Genomic DNA, 16,443 nt, shown 5'->3' on the forward strand with positions numbered 1-16,443 from the left:
ATGCACGAGAATCAACAACCACAAACCGAGGCTTTTGAGCTGAGTGCGGCAGAGCGTGAAGCGATAGAGCACGAGAAGCACCACTACGAAGACCCGCGTGCGGCGTCCATTGAAGCGCTGAAAATCGTTCAGAAGCAGCGTGGCTGGGTGCCGGACGGCGCGATCTACGCTATTGCCGATGTGCTGGGTATTCCGGCGAGCGACGTCGAAGGCGTCGCCACATTCTACAGCCAGATTTTCCGTCAGCCGGTCGGTCGCCACGTGATTCGCTACTGCGACAGCGTGGTGTGCCATATCACCGGCTATCAGGGGATTCAGGCCGCGCTGGAAAAAAATCTCAACATCAAACCGGGGCAGACGACCTTTGACGGTCGCTTTACGCTGCTGCCGACCTGCTGCCTGGGGAATTGCGATAAAGGGCCGAACATGATGATTGATGAGGATACTCACAGCCATCTGACCCCGGAAGCCATTCCTGAACTACTGGAGCGGTATAAATGAAAAACGTTATCCGTACTCCCGAAACCCATCCGCTGACCTGGCGTCTGCGCGATGACAAACAGCCGGTCTGGCTGGATGAGTATCGTAGCAAAAACGGCTACGAAGGCGCACGTAAGGCGCTGACCGGCCTGTCTCCGGATGAAATCGTCAGCCAGGTAAAAGACGCCGGTCTGAAAGGTCGCGGCGGCGCGGGCTTTTCCACCGGTCTGAAGTGGAGCCTGATGCCGAAAGATGAATCCATGAACATCCGTTACCTGCTGTGTAACGCCGATGAAATGGAACCGGGCACCTATAAAGATCGTCTGCTGATGGAACAGCTGCCGCACCTGCTGGTGGAAGGCATGCTGATCTCCGCGTTCGCGCTGAAAGCGTATCGTGGTTACATCTTCCTGCGCGGCGAATATATCGAAGCGGCTGTACATCTGCGCCGTGCGATTGCTGAAGCAACCGAGGCCGGGCTGCTTGGCAAAAATATCATGGGCACCGGGTTCGACTTTGAACTGTTTGTCCACACCGGGGCAGGGCGTTACATCTGTGGTGAAGAAACGGCGCTGATTAACTCCCTCGAAGGCCGCCGCGCGAACCCACGCTCCAAGCCGCCCTTCCCGGCGACCTCCGGCGTATGGGGCAAGCCGACCTGTGTGAACAACGTCGAAACGTTGTGCAACGTCCCGGCAATCCTCGCCAACGGCGTGGAGTGGTACCAGAACATTTCGAAAAGCAAAGATGCGGGTACCAAGCTGATGGGCTTCTCAGGCCGCGTGAAGAATCCGGGCCTGTGGGAATTACCGTTCGGCACCACCGCGCGCGAGATCCTCGAAGACTACGCGGGCGGTATGCGCGATGGCCTGAAATTCAAAGCCTGGCAGCCGGGCGGGGCGGGAACCGACTTCCTGACCGAGGCGCATCTTGACCTGCCGATGGAGTTCGAAAGCATCGGTAAAGCAGGCAGCCGTCTGGGCACCGCGCTGGCGATGGCGGTAGACCACGAAATCGGCATGGTGTCGCTGGTGCGTAACCTGGAAGAGTTCTTTGCCCGCGAATCCTGCGGCTGGTGTACGCCATGCCGCGACGGGTTGCCGTGGAGCGTGAAAATTCTGCGCGCGCTGGAGCGTGGCGAAGGCCAGCCGGGGGATATCGAGACACTTGAGCAACTGTGTCGTTTCCTCGGACCGGGTAAAACCTTCTGCGCGCATGCGCCGGGCGCGGTTGAGCCACTGCAAAGCGCAATTAAGTATTTCCGCGAAGAATTCGAAGCTGGCATCAAGCAGCCGTTCAGCAATACCCATTTAATCAATGGTATTCAGCCGAACCTGCTCAAAGAGCGCTGGTGAGTTAACGATTTTTAATTTGGAAGCATGCTAATGGCTACGATTCATGTAGACGGCAAAGAATACGAGGTCAACGGCGCGGACAACCTGCTACAGGCATGTCTGTCCCTCGGCCTTGATATTCCGTATTTTTGCTGGCACCCGGCGCTGGGAAGCGTCGGTGCTTGCCGCCAGTGTGCGGTGAAGCAATACCAAAACGCGGAAGATACGCGTGGTCGCCTGGTGATGTCCTGTATGACGCCAGCCACCGACGGTACCTTTATCTCTATTGACGACGAAGAAGCGAAACAGTTCCGTGAAAGCGTGGTGGAGTGGCTGATGACTAACCACCCGCACGACTGTCCGGTCTGTGAAGAGGGCGGTAACTGCCATCTTCAGGATATGACCGTGATGACGGGTCACAGTTTCCGTCGCTACCGTTTCACCAAACGTACCCACCGCAACCAGGATCTGGGGCCGTTCATCTCGCACGAAATGAACCGCTGCATCGCCTGCTACCGTTGTGTACGTTACTACAAAGATTATGCCGACGGCACCGATCTGGGCGTCTATGGCGCGCATGACAACGTCTACTTCGGGCGTCCGGAAGACGGTACGCTGGAAAGCGAATTCTCCGGTAACCTGGTCGAGATTTGCCCGACCGGCGTCTTCACCGATAAAACGCACTCCGAGCGTTACAACCGTAAATGGGACATGCAGTTTGCGCCGAGCATCTGCCAGCAGTGTTCCATCGGCTGTAACATCAGCCCGGGCGAGCGCTATGGCGAATTACGCCGTATCGAAAACCGTTACAACGGTACCGTTAACCACTACTTCCTCTGCGACCGCGGTCGTTTCGGCTATGGCTATGTGAACCTGAAAGACCGTCCGCGTCAGCCGGTTCAGCGCCGCGGCGATGACTTTATTACTCTCAACGCCGAGCAGGCGATGCAGGGCGCGGCGGATATTCTGCGCCAGTCGAAGAAAGTGATCGGTATCGGTTCGCCACGCGCCAGCATTGAGAGCAACTTTGCGCTGCGTGAGCTGGTTGGTGCGGAAAACTTCTACACAGGTATCGCGCGCGGCGAGCAGGAACGTCTGCAACTGGCGCTGAAAGTGCTGCGTGAAGGCGGAATTTACACCCCGGCGCTGCGGGAGATCGAATCTTATGACGCGGTACTGGTCTTGGGTGAGGATGTCACTCAGACCGGCGCGCGCGTTGCGCTGGCGGTACGCCAGGCGGTGAAAGGTAAAGCGCGTGAAATGGCGGCGGCGCAGAAAGTGGCCGACTGGCAGATTGCGGCCATCCTTAACATCGGCCAGCGTGCCAAACATCCGCTGTTCGTGACCAACGTGGACGACACCCGTCTGGATGATATCGCCGCCTGGACCTATCGCGCGCCGGTGGAAGATCAGGCGCGCCTGGGCTTTGCGATTGCTCATGCGCTGGACAATACGGCGCCTGCGGTTGACGGTATCGACAGCGACTTACAAAACAAAATTGATGTCATTGTGCAGGCGTTGGCCGGCGCGAAAAAACCGCTGATTATCTCCGGCACTAACGCCGGTAGCAGTGAGGTGATTCAGGCGGCCGCCAACGTGGCGAAAGCGCTGAAAGGCCGTGGCGCCGACGTCGGTATTACTATGATTGCCCGTTCCGTGAACAGCATGGGGCTGGGTATGATGGGCGGCGGTTCGCTTGATGATGCGTTGGGCGAGCTGGAAACCGGCAGCGCGGACGCGGTGGTGGTGCTGGAAAACGATCTCCACCGTCATGCAAGCGCTACGCGCGTGAACGCCGCGCTCGCCAAAGCGCCGCTGGTGATGGTGGTTGACCATCAGCGCACGGCGATTATGGAAAACGCGCATCTGGTGCTTTCCGCGGCAAGCTTCGCCGAAAGCGATGGTACGGTCATCAACAACGAAGGCCGCGCGCAGCGCTTCTTCCAGGTTTATGATCCGGCCTACTACGATAACAAGACGATTATGCTGGAAAGCTGGCGCTGGCTGCATTCGCTGCACAGCACCGTCGAAAACCGCGAAGTGGACTGGACACAGCTTGACCATGTGATCGACGCGGTCATTGCCGCCATGCCGCAATTTGCCGGCATTAAAGACGCCGCGCCGGATGCGACCTTCCGCATTCGTGGGCAGAAGCTGGCGCGCGAACCGCATCGTTACAGCGGTCGTACGGCGATGCGCGCCAATATCAGCGTGCATGAACCACGTCAGCCGCAGGATAAAGACACCATGTTCGCCTTCTCAATGGAAGGGAATAACCAACCGACTGCCCCGCGATCTGAAATTCCGTTCGCCTGGGCGCCGGGCTGGAACTCCCCGCAGGCGTGGAACAAATTCCAGGATGAAGTGGGCGGCAAACTGCGTCACGGCGATCCGGGCGTGCGTTTGATTGAAGCGACTGAGGGCGGTCTGGCTTATTTCACTACCGTGCCGGCAAGCTTCCAGGCGCAGGACGGTCAGTGGCGTATTGCGCCGTATTACCACCTGTTTGGCAGCGACGAATTGTCTCAGCGTTCTCCGGTCTTCCAGAGCCGTATGCCGCAGCCGTATATCAAACTTAACCCGGCGGATGCCGCGAAGTTGGGCGTCAATGCCGGGACGCGCGTCTCCTTTAGCTACGATGGCAATACGGTGACGCTGCCGGTTGAAATCTCTGAAGGGTTAGCGGCAGGGCAGGTAGGGCTGCCGATGGGTATGCCTGGCATCGCGCCGGTTCTGGCTGGCGCGCGTCTTGAGGATCTGCGGGAGGCGCAACAATGAGTTGGATTACACCGGATCTGATTGAGATCCTGCTGAGCATTCTCAAAGCGGTGGTGATTCTGCTGGTGGTTGTCACCTGCGGGGCCTTCATGAGCTTTGGCGAACGTCGTCTGCTGGGTCTGTTCCAGAACCGTTATGGACCAAACCGCGTTGGCTGGGGCGGCTCGCTCCAGCTGGTCGCGGATATGATCAAGATGTTCTTTAAAGAAGACTGGATCCCGAAATTCTCGGATCGCGTCATCTTTACCCTGGCGCCGATGATCGCGTTTACTTCGCTGCTGCTCTCCTTCGCCATTGTGCCGGTTAGCCCTAACTGGGTGGTGGCCGATTTAAACATCGGGATTTTGTTCTTCCTGATGATGGCCGGTCTGGCAGTTTACGCGGTGCTGTTCGCCGGTTGGTCGAGCAACAACAAATACTCGCTGCTGGGCGCGATGCGCGCGTCTGCCCAGACGGTGAGCTACGAAGTGTTTCTTGGTCTTTCCCTGATGGGCGTGGTGGCGCAGGCCGGTTCATTTAATATGACCGATATCGTCAATAACCAGGCGCATCTGTGGAACGTGATTCCGCAATTCTTTGGGTTTGTTACTTTCGCCATCGCGGGCGTAGCGGTCTGTCACCGTCACCCGTTTGACCAGCCGGAAGCCGAGCAGGAACTGGCGGACGGTTACCACATCGAATATTCCGGTATGAAATTCGGTCTGTTCTTCGTGGGGGAGTACATCGGTATCGTCACCGTTTCCGCGCTGATGGTAACGCTGTTCTTCGGTGGCTGGCATGGCCCGTTCTTACCGCCATTCGTCTGGTTCGCGCTGAAAACCGCGTTCTTCATGATGATGTTCATTTTGATTCGTGCGTCGTTACCGCGTCCGCGTTATGACCAGGTAATGTCCTTCGGCTGGAAAGTTTGCCTGCCGCTGACGCTCATCAACTTGCTGGTAACGGCGGCTGTCATTCTGTGGCAGGCGCAATAAGGGACACAAAGACCATGACCTTAAAAGAATTATTAGTAGGTTTCGGCACTCAGGTACGCAGTATCTGGATGATCGGCCTGCATGCGTTCGCCAAACGCGAAACGCGGATGTATCCGGAAGAGCCGGTCTATTTACCGCCCCGTTACCGTGGTCGTATCGTGCTCACGCGCGACCCGGACGGTGAAGAGCGCTGCGTTGCCTGTAACCTGTGTGCGGTAGCCTGTCCGGTAGGCTGTATCTCTCTGCAAAAAGCGGAGACCAAAGATGGCCGCTGGTATCCGGAATTTTTCCGCATTAACTTCTCACGCTGCATCTTCTGCGGCCTGTGCGAAGAAGCGTGCCCGACCACGGCGATTCAGTTGACCCCGGACTTCGAACTGGGCGAATACAAACGTCAGGATCTGGTGTACGAAAAAGAGGATCTGCTGATTTCCGGTCCGGGCAAATACCCGGAATATAACTTCTACCGGATGGCGGGTATGGCAATCGACGGCAAAGATAAAGGCGAAGCAGAGAACGAAGCCAAGCCTATCGACGTCAAGAGCCTGTTACCGTAAGGAGAGGGCAATGGAATTCGCTTTTTATATCTGTGGCCTGATAGCCATCCTCGCGACCCTGCGAGTGATCACCCATACCAATCCGGTACACGCGCTGTTGTATCTGGTGATATCGCTACTGGCGATTTCCGGGGTGTTCTTTTCGCTGGGCGCTTATTTTGCCGGTGCGCTGGAAATTATCGTCTACGCAGGCGCCATCATGGTGCTGTTTGTGTTCGTGGTGATGATGCTCAACCTCGGCGGCAGCGAAATCGAGCAGGAACGCCAGTGGCTGAAGCCGCAGGTGTGGATTGGTCCGGCGGTTTTGTCGGCCATTATGCTGGCGGTCATTGTGTACGCCATTCTGGGCGTTAACGACCAGGGCATCGACGGCACGCCGATTAGCGCGAAAGCGGTGGGCATTACGCTGTTCGGGCCTTATGTTCTGGCGGTCGAACTGGCGTCTATGCTGCTGCTGGCAGGCCTGGTGGTGGCGTTCCACGTCGGTCGTGAAGAGCGTGCGGGCGAAGTGCTAAGCAACCGCGCCGATGACCGCGCGAAAAGAAAAACGGAGGAGCGCGCATGATCCCCTTAACACACGGACTGATCCTCGCTGCGATTTTATTCGTCCTGGGTTTAACCGGTCTGGTTATCCGCCGCAATCTGCTGTTTATGCTGATCGGGCTGGAAATCATGATTAACGCCTCCGCGCTGGCCTTTGTGGTCGCCGGGAGCTACTGGGGCCAGACCGATGGTCAGGTGATGTACATTCTCGCCATCAGCCTTGCGGCTGCGGAAGCGAGTATTGGACTTGCGCTGTTGCTGCAACTCCATCGCCGTCGCCAGAACCTGAACATCGATTCAGTAAGTGAGATGCGTGGATGAACATGCTTGCCTTAACCATTATTCTGCCATTGATTGGCTTTGTACTGCTGGCGTTCTCTCGCGGACGCTGGTCGGAAAATCTCTCCGCGACCATTGGCGTGGGCTCCGTTGGCCTGGCGGCGTTGGTGACAGCGTTTGTCGGGATGGATTTCTTCGCCAACGGCAAACAGGCGTTCAGCCAGCCGCTGTGGACGTGGATGTCGGTCGGTAACTTCAACATCGGTTTTAACCTGGTGCTGGACGGCCTGTCGCTGACCATGCTCTCTGTGGTCACCGGCGTCGGCTTCTTGATCCACATGTTCGCGTCCTGGTACATGCGTGGGGAAGAGGGTTACTCCCGCTTCTTCGCTTATACCAACCTGTTTATCGCCAGCATGGTTGTTCTGGTGCTGTCCGATAACCTGCTGTTGATGTACCTCGGCTGGGAAGGCGTGGGCCTGTGCTCTTATCTGTTGATCGGCTTCTATTACAGCGATCCGAAGAATGGCGCAGCGGCAATGAAAGCCTTCGTGGTGACCCGTGTCGGTGACGTGTTCCTCGCCTTCGCGCTGTTCATCCTCTACAACGAACTGGGCACGCTGAACTTCCGCGAAATGGTCGAGCTGGCGCCAGCGCACTTTGCTGACGGCAACAACATGCTGATGTGGGCGACGCTGATGCTGCTGGGCGGCGCGGTCGGTAAATCTGCGCAGCTACCGTTGCAGACCTGGCTTGCCGACGCGATGGCCGGTCCGACGCCGGTCTCCGCGCTGATCCACGCCGCTACCATGGTGACCGCCGGTGTCTACCTGATCGCTCGTACCCATGGTCTGTTCCTGATGACCCCGGAAATTCTGCATCTGGTGGGCATTATCGGGGCGATTACGCTGGTCATGGCGGGTTTCGCCGCGCTGGTGCAGACCGACATCAAACGCGTGCTGGCCTATTCCACCATGAGCCAGATTGGCTACATGTTCCTGGCGCTGGGCGTACAGGCGTGGGATGCAGCGATTTTCCACCTGATGACGCACGCCTTCTTTAAAGCGCTGCTGTTCCTGGCCTCCGGCTCGGTGATTCTGGCCTGTCATCACGAACAGAACATCTTTAAGATGGGCGGTCTGCGTAAGTCGATTCCACTGGTGTATGCCTGCTTCCTGGTGGGGGGCGCGGCGCTGTCGGCGCTGCCGCTGGTCACTGCGGGTTTCTTCAGTAAGGATGAGATCCTGGCCGGCGCGATGGCTAACGGTCATATCAATCTGATGGTGGCGGGTCTGGTCGGCGCGTTCATGACCTCGCTGTACACCTTCCGGATGATTTTCATCGTATTCCACGGTAAAGAACAAATTCATGCTCATGCAGGGAAGGGGATTACCCACCATCTGCCGCTGATTGTCCTGATGATTCTGTCTACCTTTGTTGGCGCGCTGATTGTGCCGCCATTGCAGGGGGTGCTGCCGCAGACAACTGAACTGGCGCATGGGCGCGTCATGACGCTGGAAATTACCTCTGGCATCGTAGCGATTGCCGGCATCCTGATTGCCGCATGGCTGTGGCTGGGTAAACGCACGCTGGTGACGTCGATCGCCAACAGCGCGCCGGGCCGTCTGCTGGGTACCTGGTGGTATAACGCCTGGGGCTTTGACTGGCTGTACGACAAAGTATTCGTCAAGCCATTCCTGGGCATTGCCTGGCTGCTGAAGCGCGACCCGCTTAATGCGTTGATGAACATTCCGGCTATCCTTTCCCGTTTTGCAGGCAAAGGCCTGGTACTAAGCGAGAACGGTTATTTGCGCTGGTATGTGGCATCCATGAGCATCGGCGCGGTTGTGGTGCTGGCGCTGCTGATGGCACTGCGTTGATCGTAAAGTGAATTTTATCCAAATTCGTTGAAAATCAGGCCTCTGTCAGAGGCCTTAAAAAGGAATAAAAATCGCCATGTTACTACCCTGGCTAATATTGATTCCCTTTATCGGCGGCTTTCTGTGCTGGCAGACCGAACGCTTTGGCGTGAAGGTGCCGCGCTGGATAGCGCTGATTACCATGGGGCTGACGCTGGCGCTCGGTCTGCAATTGTGGTTGCAGGGCGGCTACTCACTGACGCAATCCGCCGGTATTCCACAGTGGCAATCTGAATTTGTCCTGCCGTGGATCCCGCGTTTTGGCATCTCTATCCATCTGGCGCTCGACGGACTGTCGCTGCTAATGGTGGTGCTGACCGGCCTGCTCGGCGTTCTGGCGGTGCTTTGCTCCTGGCGAGAAATCGAAAAATATCAGGGCTTCTTCCACCTGAACCTGATGTGGATCTTAGGCGGCGTTATCGGCGTGTTCCTCGCTATCGACATGTTCCTGTTCTTCTTCTTCTGGGAAATGATGCTGGTGCCGATGTACTTCCTGATAGCGCTGTGGGGCCACAAAGCCTCTAACGGGAAAACGCGTATCACGGCGGCGACCAAGTTCTTCATCTACACCCAGGCGAGTGGTCTGGTGATGCTGATTGCCATCCTGGCGCTGGTCTTTGTGCACTACAACGCGACCGGCGTGTGGACTTTCAACTATGAAGAGCTGCTGAACACGCCGATGTCCCACGGTGTGGAATATCTGCTGATGCTGGGCTTCTTCATCGCCTTCGCGGTGAAAATGCCGGTGGTGCCGCTGCATGGCTGGCTGCCGGATGCGCACTCCCAGGCGCCGACCGCCGGTTCCGTCGACCTGGCCGGTATCTTGCTGAAAACCGCCGCTTACGGTCTGCTGCGTTTCTCCCTGCCATTGTTCCCGAACGCGTCGGCGGAGTTTGCGCCTATCGCCATGTGGCTGGGCGTTATCGGCATTTTCTACGGCGCGTGGATGGCCTTTACCCAATACGACATCAAGCGTCTGATTGCCTACACCTCGGTTTCGCATATGGGCTTCGTGCTGATTGCTATCTACACCGGCAGCCAACTGGCCTACCAGGGGGCGGTGATTCAGATGATTGCGCACGGTTTGTCCGCAGCCGGTCTGTTCATTCTGTGTGGCCAGTTGTACGAACGTCTGCATACGCGTGACATGCGTATGATGGGCGGCCTGTGGGGCAAAATGAAATGGTTGCCTGCGCTGTCCATGTTCTTTGCGGTGGCGACGCTCGGGATGCCGGGCACCGGTAACTTTGTCGGCGAATTTATGATTCTGTTCGGCAGCTACCAGGTGGTGCCGGTGATTACCGTGATCTCGACCTTTGGGCTGGTATTCGCCTCTGTATACTCGCTGGCGATGCTGCATCGCGCTTACTTTGGTAAGGCGAAGAGCCAGATTGCCAGTGTAGAACTGCCAGGGATGTCGCTGCGCGAGCTGTTTATCATTCTGTTGCTGGTGGTGCTTCTGGTACTGCTTGGCTTCTATCCGCAGCCGATTCTGGATACCTCGCATTCTGCGATGAGCAACATCCAGCAGTGGTTTGTTAATTCCGTTACTACTACAAGGCCGTAAATCGCCATGACAATAACTCCACAACACCTGATTGCGCTGCTACCGCTGCTGATCGTCGGCTTGACGGTGGTGGTTGTGATGCTCTCCATTGCGTGGCGACGCAATCACTTCCTCAATGCCACGCTGTCGGTCATTGGGCTTAACGCTGCTCTGGTTTCGCTTTGGTTTGTCGGCCAGGCCGGGGCAATGGACGTCACGCCGCTGATGCGCGTTGACGGCTTTGCGATGCTCTACACCGGGCTGGTGCTGCTGGCGAGCCTCGCCACCTGTACCTTTGCCTACCCGTGGCTGGAAGGCTATAACGATAACCAGGAAGAGTTCTACCTGCTGGTGTTAATCGCCAGCCTGGGCGGAATTCTGCTGGCGAACGCCAACCATCTGGCGGCGCTGTTCCTTGGTATTGAACTGATCTCGCTGCCGCTGTTCGGCCTGATTGGTTATGCTTTCCGCCAGAAACGCTCGCTGGAAGCCAGTATCAAATACACCATCCTCTCCGCTGCCGCCTCGTCTTTCCTGCTGTTCGGGATGGCGCTGGTCTATGCGCAGTCCGGCAACCTGTCTTTCGAAGCGCTCGGTAAGAGCCTCGGCGATGGTATGCTGCACGAGCCGTTGCTGCTGGCGGGCTTTGGCCTGATGATTGTCGGTCTGGGCTTTAAACTCTCTCTGGTGCCGTTCCACCTGTGGACGCCAGACGTTTATCAGGGCGCGCCTGCGCCGGTTTCCACCTTCCTGGCGACGGCGAGCAAAATTGCTATCTTCGGCGTGGTGATGCGTCTGTTCCTCTATGCGCCGGTAGGCGACAGCGAAGCGGTACGCGTGGTGCTGGGCATTATCGCCTTTGCCTCTATCATCTTTGGTAACCTGATGGCGCTGAGCCAGACCAACATCAAACGTCTGCTCGGTTACTCTTCTATCTCTCACCTCGGCTATCTGCTGGTGGCGCTGATTGCCCTGCAGAGCGGCGAGATGTCGATGGAAGCGGTTGGCGTTTACCTGGCCGGTTATCTGTTCAGCAGCCTCGGTGCGTTTGGCGTGGTCAGCCTGATGTCCAGCCCGTTCCGCGGCCCGGATGCCGATTCCCTGTACTCTTACCGTGGTCTGTTCTGGCACCGTCCGGTTCTTGCCGCGGTGATGACGGTGATGATGCTGTCGCTGGCAGGTATCCCGATGACGCTGGGCTTTATCGGCAAATTCTACGTGCTGGCGGTCGGCGTTCAGGCCAGCCTGTGGTGGCTGGTCGCCGCCGTGGTGGTGGGTTCCGCGATTGGTTTGTACTACTACCTGCGTGTTGCGGTGAGTCTCTACCTGCACGCGCCGCAGCAACCGGGACGCGACGCGCCGACAAACTGGCAGTACAGCGCAGGCGGTATCGTGGTGCTGATCTCCGCGTTGCTAGTGTTGGTACTGGGCGTCTGGCCGCAGCCGCTGATTAGCCTTGTGCAACTGGCGATGCCGCTGATGTAATGCCGCGTTGATGATGTCAATAACCGCCGATTTATCGGCGGTTGAGGCTGATGACCAACACCGGAGCCTCTAAATGTTGGATTGCATCCAACTTATGAAAACCTGTGACGCATAGAGACCCTGGACTCGTTGGGTGAGGCATAGCCGAAACCCAACACTTTTTCAACGAACACAGAACCAGATGCCGGATAAGGCGTAGTCGCCATCCGGCATCAACGTTGTATTCTCTTTTGTCAGCCATCCGACAGCGCCGCCAGGCGCTATTATATTCACACCTCCTCTATATTCCCCCTGAATAATAGATCGAAGCGATAAAATTCAACGCCAGTCAGCTTTGTTAATATAATTGGCAGTAATGTTATTTTGATTTATTTAATTTACATGAATCCAAACGGTAGAATTGCTAATTATTACCGCAACCTCTAAGTGCATATAATCGTTAAATAAATTTATTTACACACCATGTCATGCTAATGTTCATTTATAAATTTTAATAAAATGACAAATTCCGATTTATTATGTCGTAAACGTTACTCCGATATAGCCGGGTTTTGTGCTGCTCCACGGAGGTAAACAAAAAGGACAAAAAGAAAATAAGGACATAGTAAGTGAACAAAACCTACAATATTATATGGAACGCCGCCCGCGGCATGTATATTGTCACCTCCGAACTGGCGCGCAGTGGTAGCCGCGCTATCGTCAGCGTCAGCGCCTCGTGCGCGGTAACTCTGCTGGCGATGGATGCTGCCCCCGCCGTCGCAGAGGAAACGCGAGTTTCTATTCCCTCCCAGACCACCACCTACACCCTGTCAGGCGCTACGCCGTTCGTCGTGGAAACGGGCAATACCGTCGCCACCGACACAGCGACCAGCGCCGCCATCGTCGGCGATAACAGCAACGACTGGGATCTGCTGATTGAAAGCGGCGCTGTCGTGGGGAGCAGTCTGACCGACAGCCAGGCGATGAACCTGGATTCGTCAACGGGCGCCACCAGCGTACATAACCAGGGGACGATCACCGGTTCCAACGAGGATGGAGCGATAATGCTTCAAAACGGCGGCAGCGTGATCAACGATGCCCGGATCGAAAACAGCGCAACGTATGAGCATGATCCTGAGGATATCCCCCAGGAATATGCCGGCGTTTATATGCTCAATGGCGGCAGTTACGTCAGCAGCGAAAGCGGGGTGCTGGAGGGCGTTTCCGGGGTGATCGTCCAGAGCGGCGAGGCCCACATCACCAACGGCGGGATGATTAGCTCCGATGGCTCCTGGCGCTCTTATGGCGTCGAGTTTCGCGACGGTACTTACGGTACGATTGTCAATACCGGCACCATTATCACCACGGCCAGCGATGGTTCAAACAAGATCGAGGATGCGGCGATTTATGTCCACACCCTGAATGATATGGCGGTGAGTGGTTCTGTTTCTGTTGATAATAGCGGCCTTATGCAGTCTGATTTTATTACCGTTGCGCTCTATCACGGTTCTCATTTTGAAGTGGTCAACCGTGTCGGCGGGGTGATCACGGCGGGAAACAGCAGCCTCGTCGGCATCAAGTCCACCGCCATGGAACTTAAAGTGGGCGTCGACAACCTCGTCACCAATGACGGCACGATTTCCGCATATGGCACCGCCAATACTTACGGCATCCATTATGGCGAAAGTACCTCCGGCGGCGTTATCACCAATACCGGCTCCATTACCACCACGGGCGGCGGCGCGGGAGACGCCAGCGTCTATGTCCACGGCAACGGCGACGGCACCGTCGTCAACAACAGCGGAACCATGAGTTCCACCGTCTATGGCGTCTATCTCGACTCGGCACGTTCCAAAGGCCATACGCTCAATAACCAGGCCGGGAGCGCAATTTCGGCCAACACGGCGGTGGCGATTAATGGCAACGGCAATACCATCAGCAACCAGGGGAAGATGACCGGCGTAAGCGACGGCCTCCTTATCAGCGGCAATAACAATATCGTCACCACCTCAGGCGGTGAAATTTCAGGCAAAAATGGTATCCGTGTCAGTAAAGGCAGCGGCAACCAGATCACGGCCAAAAGTGGAAGTAAGATCACCACCACCAGCACCGGCATCAGTATCGCTGGCGGCAATAACCAGATAACGACCGAAAGCGGAAGCGCTATCGTCGCCAAAGACAACGGCATCCTGATTAACAGCGGCGCCAACAACGTCACCAATGGCGGCAGCATCACGGCGACCGGCTCCAATATGTCTTACGGCATCCAGTACAATAGCGGCGCCAGCGGCACTATCACCAACACCGGCACCATTACCACAACGGGTAAAGGCGCCGGGGACGCGAGCGTCTATGCCCACGGCGGCGCCGTCACGATTAACAACAGCGGCACGATGGACTCCTCGGTATTCGGCGTCTACGTCACCACGGGCCACACGCTCAATAACCTGGCCGGCGGCTCCATCTCGGCAAATACCGCCGTTCAGTTCCACGGCAACAATAATAAGCTCGCCAATGCGGGAGCAATCCTGGGCGACACCAATGGCGTAACCATTAACGGCTCCGGCAACACCCTGACCAGTCAGGGGAAAATAACCGGCGGAATCAACGCCATTCTCATCAACAGCGGCAGCAAGAACAACACCCTCACCCTCAATACCGGTACGGAGATATCCGGCAGCATTACCGACGACAACAACAGCGCCAGCGCCAACAATAATCTGATTCTGGACGGAGAGGGTACGCTGGGCAGCAGCATCAGCGGCCTGAACAGCGTGACCAGCAGCGGCGACTGGACGCTGTCGGGCGCGACGATGAACCTCTCGGGAACAACCAACAGCGCGCTTTGGGTAAAATCCGGCACGCTGATACTGAACGGCGCGATGACCGCCAAAGGCGCGACCGTCGATAGCGGCACGACGTTACAGATTGGCAACGGAGGCACGCTGGGCGCGTTTAACGGCGACATCGTTGATAATGGCACGCTGACGTTTAACCGCAGCGATGCTGCCGCCTACGGCAGCGTCATCAGCGGCAGCGGCAACGTGGTAAAACAGGGCGGCGGCGAGCTGACGCTCAGTAACAACAACAGCTACAGCGGCGGCACCACCATAGCAGAGGGAACGCTGACTGCCACCGCTGGCGGCGCGCTGGGCAGCGGCAATATCGACAACCGCGCTTATCTCAAACTGGACGCGGCAAGCGCCAGCGATCCCTTTATCGTGGCGGATCTCACCACCCACAGCGGCGCCACCGTTGAAATCGGCGCGGGCAGCACGCTACAGGCCAACACCCTGACCCAGCAGGACGGCAGCACGCTGACGGCCGATTTGACGGCGACCAGCGGCCCCGCCATCCGCGCAAAAAACGTGAATCTGGACGGCACGCTGAATGTCGCCTCGCCCGCCAGCCAGGAGCCGATACGCAGCACCGACGATCTGATCTCCCTGGCGCTTATCGAATCGGACAACGCCATTAGCGGCGATTTTGACGACATCACTATCAACGGCAACGCCATGAACCCGGACGCGTTTATTACCGTCGTGGGGCAGAAAAACGTCAATGACACACACTATGATCTGGTCGAGACGTTGACGTGGTATGCCGATCGCGACAACGCCGCCATCGACGCCCACGGCACCTTCAACCTGGCGGATGCCGACGACAGCTTTACGGTCAACACGGTGCTGGAAAATGTTGACGCCAACAGCGGCTGGAACGGCCAGTCGCTTACCAAAACCGGCGCAGGCACGCTGATCCTGAATGCGGAAAACACCTATACCGGCAGCACCACCATCAGCGAGGGTACGCTGATTGCCACCAACGTTGAGGCGCTGGGTACCGGCAACGTCACCGACAACGCCACGCTGGAGATGAACACCGGCGGCGATTTTGACAACGCCATCAGCGGCAGCGGCCAGGTGGTGAAATCCGGCGACGAGACGCTCACGCTCTCCGGTGCCAATTCTTACACCGGCGGCACCACCATCAGCGGCGGTACGCTGGTCGCCAGCAACGTTGAGGCGCTGGGCACTGGCGACATTACCGACAACGCCACGCTGGAGCTGAACGCCGGCGGTGACTTCGCCAACAACATTGGCGGTACGGGCAGCGTGGTGAAATCCGGCGATAAGACGCTCACACTCTCCGGCAGCAATACTTACACCGGCGGCACCACCATCAGCGGCGGCACGCTGGTCGCCAGCAACGTTGAGGCGCTGGGCAGCGGCGACGTCACCGACAACGCCACGCTGGAAATGAATACCGGCGGTGACTTCGCCAACAACATTGGCGGTACGGGCAGCGTGGTGAAATCCGGCGACGAGACGCTCACGCTTTCTGGCGCCAATTCTTACACCGGCGGCACCACCATCAGCGGCGGCACGCTGGTCGCCAGCAACGTTGAGGCGCTGGGTACCGGCGACGTCACCGATAACGCCACGCTGGAGCTGAACACCGGCGGCGATTTTGACAACGCCATCAGCGGCAGCGGCCAGGTGGTGAAATCCGGCGATAAGACGCTCACACTCTCCGGAATCAATAGTTATACCGGTGGCACCACCATCAGCG

At 57.3% G+C, this 16,443-nt stretch carries 11 protein-coding genes; all 11 read left to right on the forward strand.

Features of this window, described 5'->3' with window-relative positions; genetic code table 11:
• Positions 1-501 (forward strand): NADH-quinone oxidoreductase subunit NuoE, encoded by a 501-nt coding sequence (nuoE, locus tag ACH0WD_RS14110; RefSeq protein ID WP_000545038.1) that lies wholly within the window; start codon positions 1-3, stop codon positions 499-501.
• On the forward strand, positions 498-1,835 hold the full coding sequence (gene nuoF / locus ACH0WD_RS14115; RefSeq protein ID WP_000800048.1) for an NADH-quinone oxidoreductase subunit NuoF: 1,338 nt from the start codon (positions 498-500) through the stop codon (positions 1,833-1,835). Before nuoE ends, nuoF begins: the two co-directional genes overlap by 4 nt.
• A 30-nt stretch (positions 1,836-1,865) precedes the next feature.
• Positions 1,866-4,592, forward strand: coding sequence for an NADH-quinone oxidoreductase subunit NuoG (nuoG, locus tag ACH0WD_RS14120; protein WP_001747453.1), 2,727 nt, complete (start codon positions 1,866-1,868; stop codon positions 4,590-4,592).
• Positions 4,589-5,566 (forward strand): NADH-quinone oxidoreductase subunit NuoH, encoded by a 978-nt coding sequence (gene nuoH, locus ACH0WD_RS14125; RefSeq protein ID WP_000118515.1) that lies wholly within the window; start codon positions 4,589-4,591, stop codon positions 5,564-5,566. Before nuoG ends, nuoH begins: the two co-directional genes overlap by 4 nt.
• Positions 5,567-5,580: 14 nt before the next feature.
• A complete protein-coding gene (gene nuoI / locus ACH0WD_RS14130) occupies positions 5,581-6,123 on the forward strand; it encodes an NADH-quinone oxidoreductase subunit NuoI (RefSeq protein WP_000172747.1) in 543 nt (180 codons plus the stop codon).
• 10 nt (positions 6,124-6,133) lie between these two features.
• On the forward strand, positions 6,134-6,688 hold the full coding sequence (nuoJ, locus tag ACH0WD_RS14135; RefSeq protein WP_000393522.1) for an NADH-quinone oxidoreductase subunit J: 555 nt from the start codon (positions 6,134-6,136) through the stop codon (positions 6,686-6,688).
• Positions 6,685-6,987, forward strand: coding sequence for an NADH-quinone oxidoreductase subunit NuoK (gene nuoK / locus ACH0WD_RS14140; RefSeq protein WP_000612687.1), 303 nt, complete (start codon positions 6,685-6,687; stop codon positions 6,985-6,987). The genes nuoJ and nuoK overlap by 4 nt, the downstream gene beginning before the upstream one ends.
• Positions 6,984-8,825 (forward strand): NADH-quinone oxidoreductase subunit L, encoded by a 1,842-nt coding sequence (nuoL, locus tag ACH0WD_RS14145; protein WP_001056578.1) that lies wholly within the window; start codon positions 6,984-6,986, stop codon positions 8,823-8,825. The genes nuoK and nuoL overlap by 4 nt, the downstream gene beginning before the upstream one ends.
• 76 nt (positions 8,826-8,901) lie before the next feature.
• Positions 8,902-10,431 (forward strand): NADH-quinone oxidoreductase subunit M, encoded by a 1,530-nt coding sequence (gene nuoM / locus ACH0WD_RS14150; protein ID WP_000926432.1) that lies wholly within the window; start codon positions 8,902-8,904, stop codon positions 10,429-10,431.
• A gap of 6 nt (positions 10,432-10,437) precedes the next feature.
• A complete protein-coding gene (nuoN, locus tag ACH0WD_RS14155; protein ID WP_000156667.1) occupies positions 10,438-11,895 on the forward strand; it encodes an NADH-quinone oxidoreductase subunit NuoN in 1,458 nt (485 codons plus the stop codon).
• A gap of 608 nt (positions 11,896-12,503) precedes the next feature.
• Positions 12,504-16,443 (forward strand): autotransporter-associated beta strand repeat-containing protein (locus ACH0WD_RS14160; RefSeq protein ID WP_395201911.1); only part of this gene is annotated, 3,940 nt, incomplete at its 3' end.

Origin of the sequence: Salmonella sp. 2020_1395 (genome assembly GCF_043848115.1) — a bacterium.
Taxonomy (GTDB): Bacteria; Pseudomonadota; Gammaproteobacteria; order Enterobacterales; family Enterobacteriaceae; genus Salmonella; species Salmonella enterica.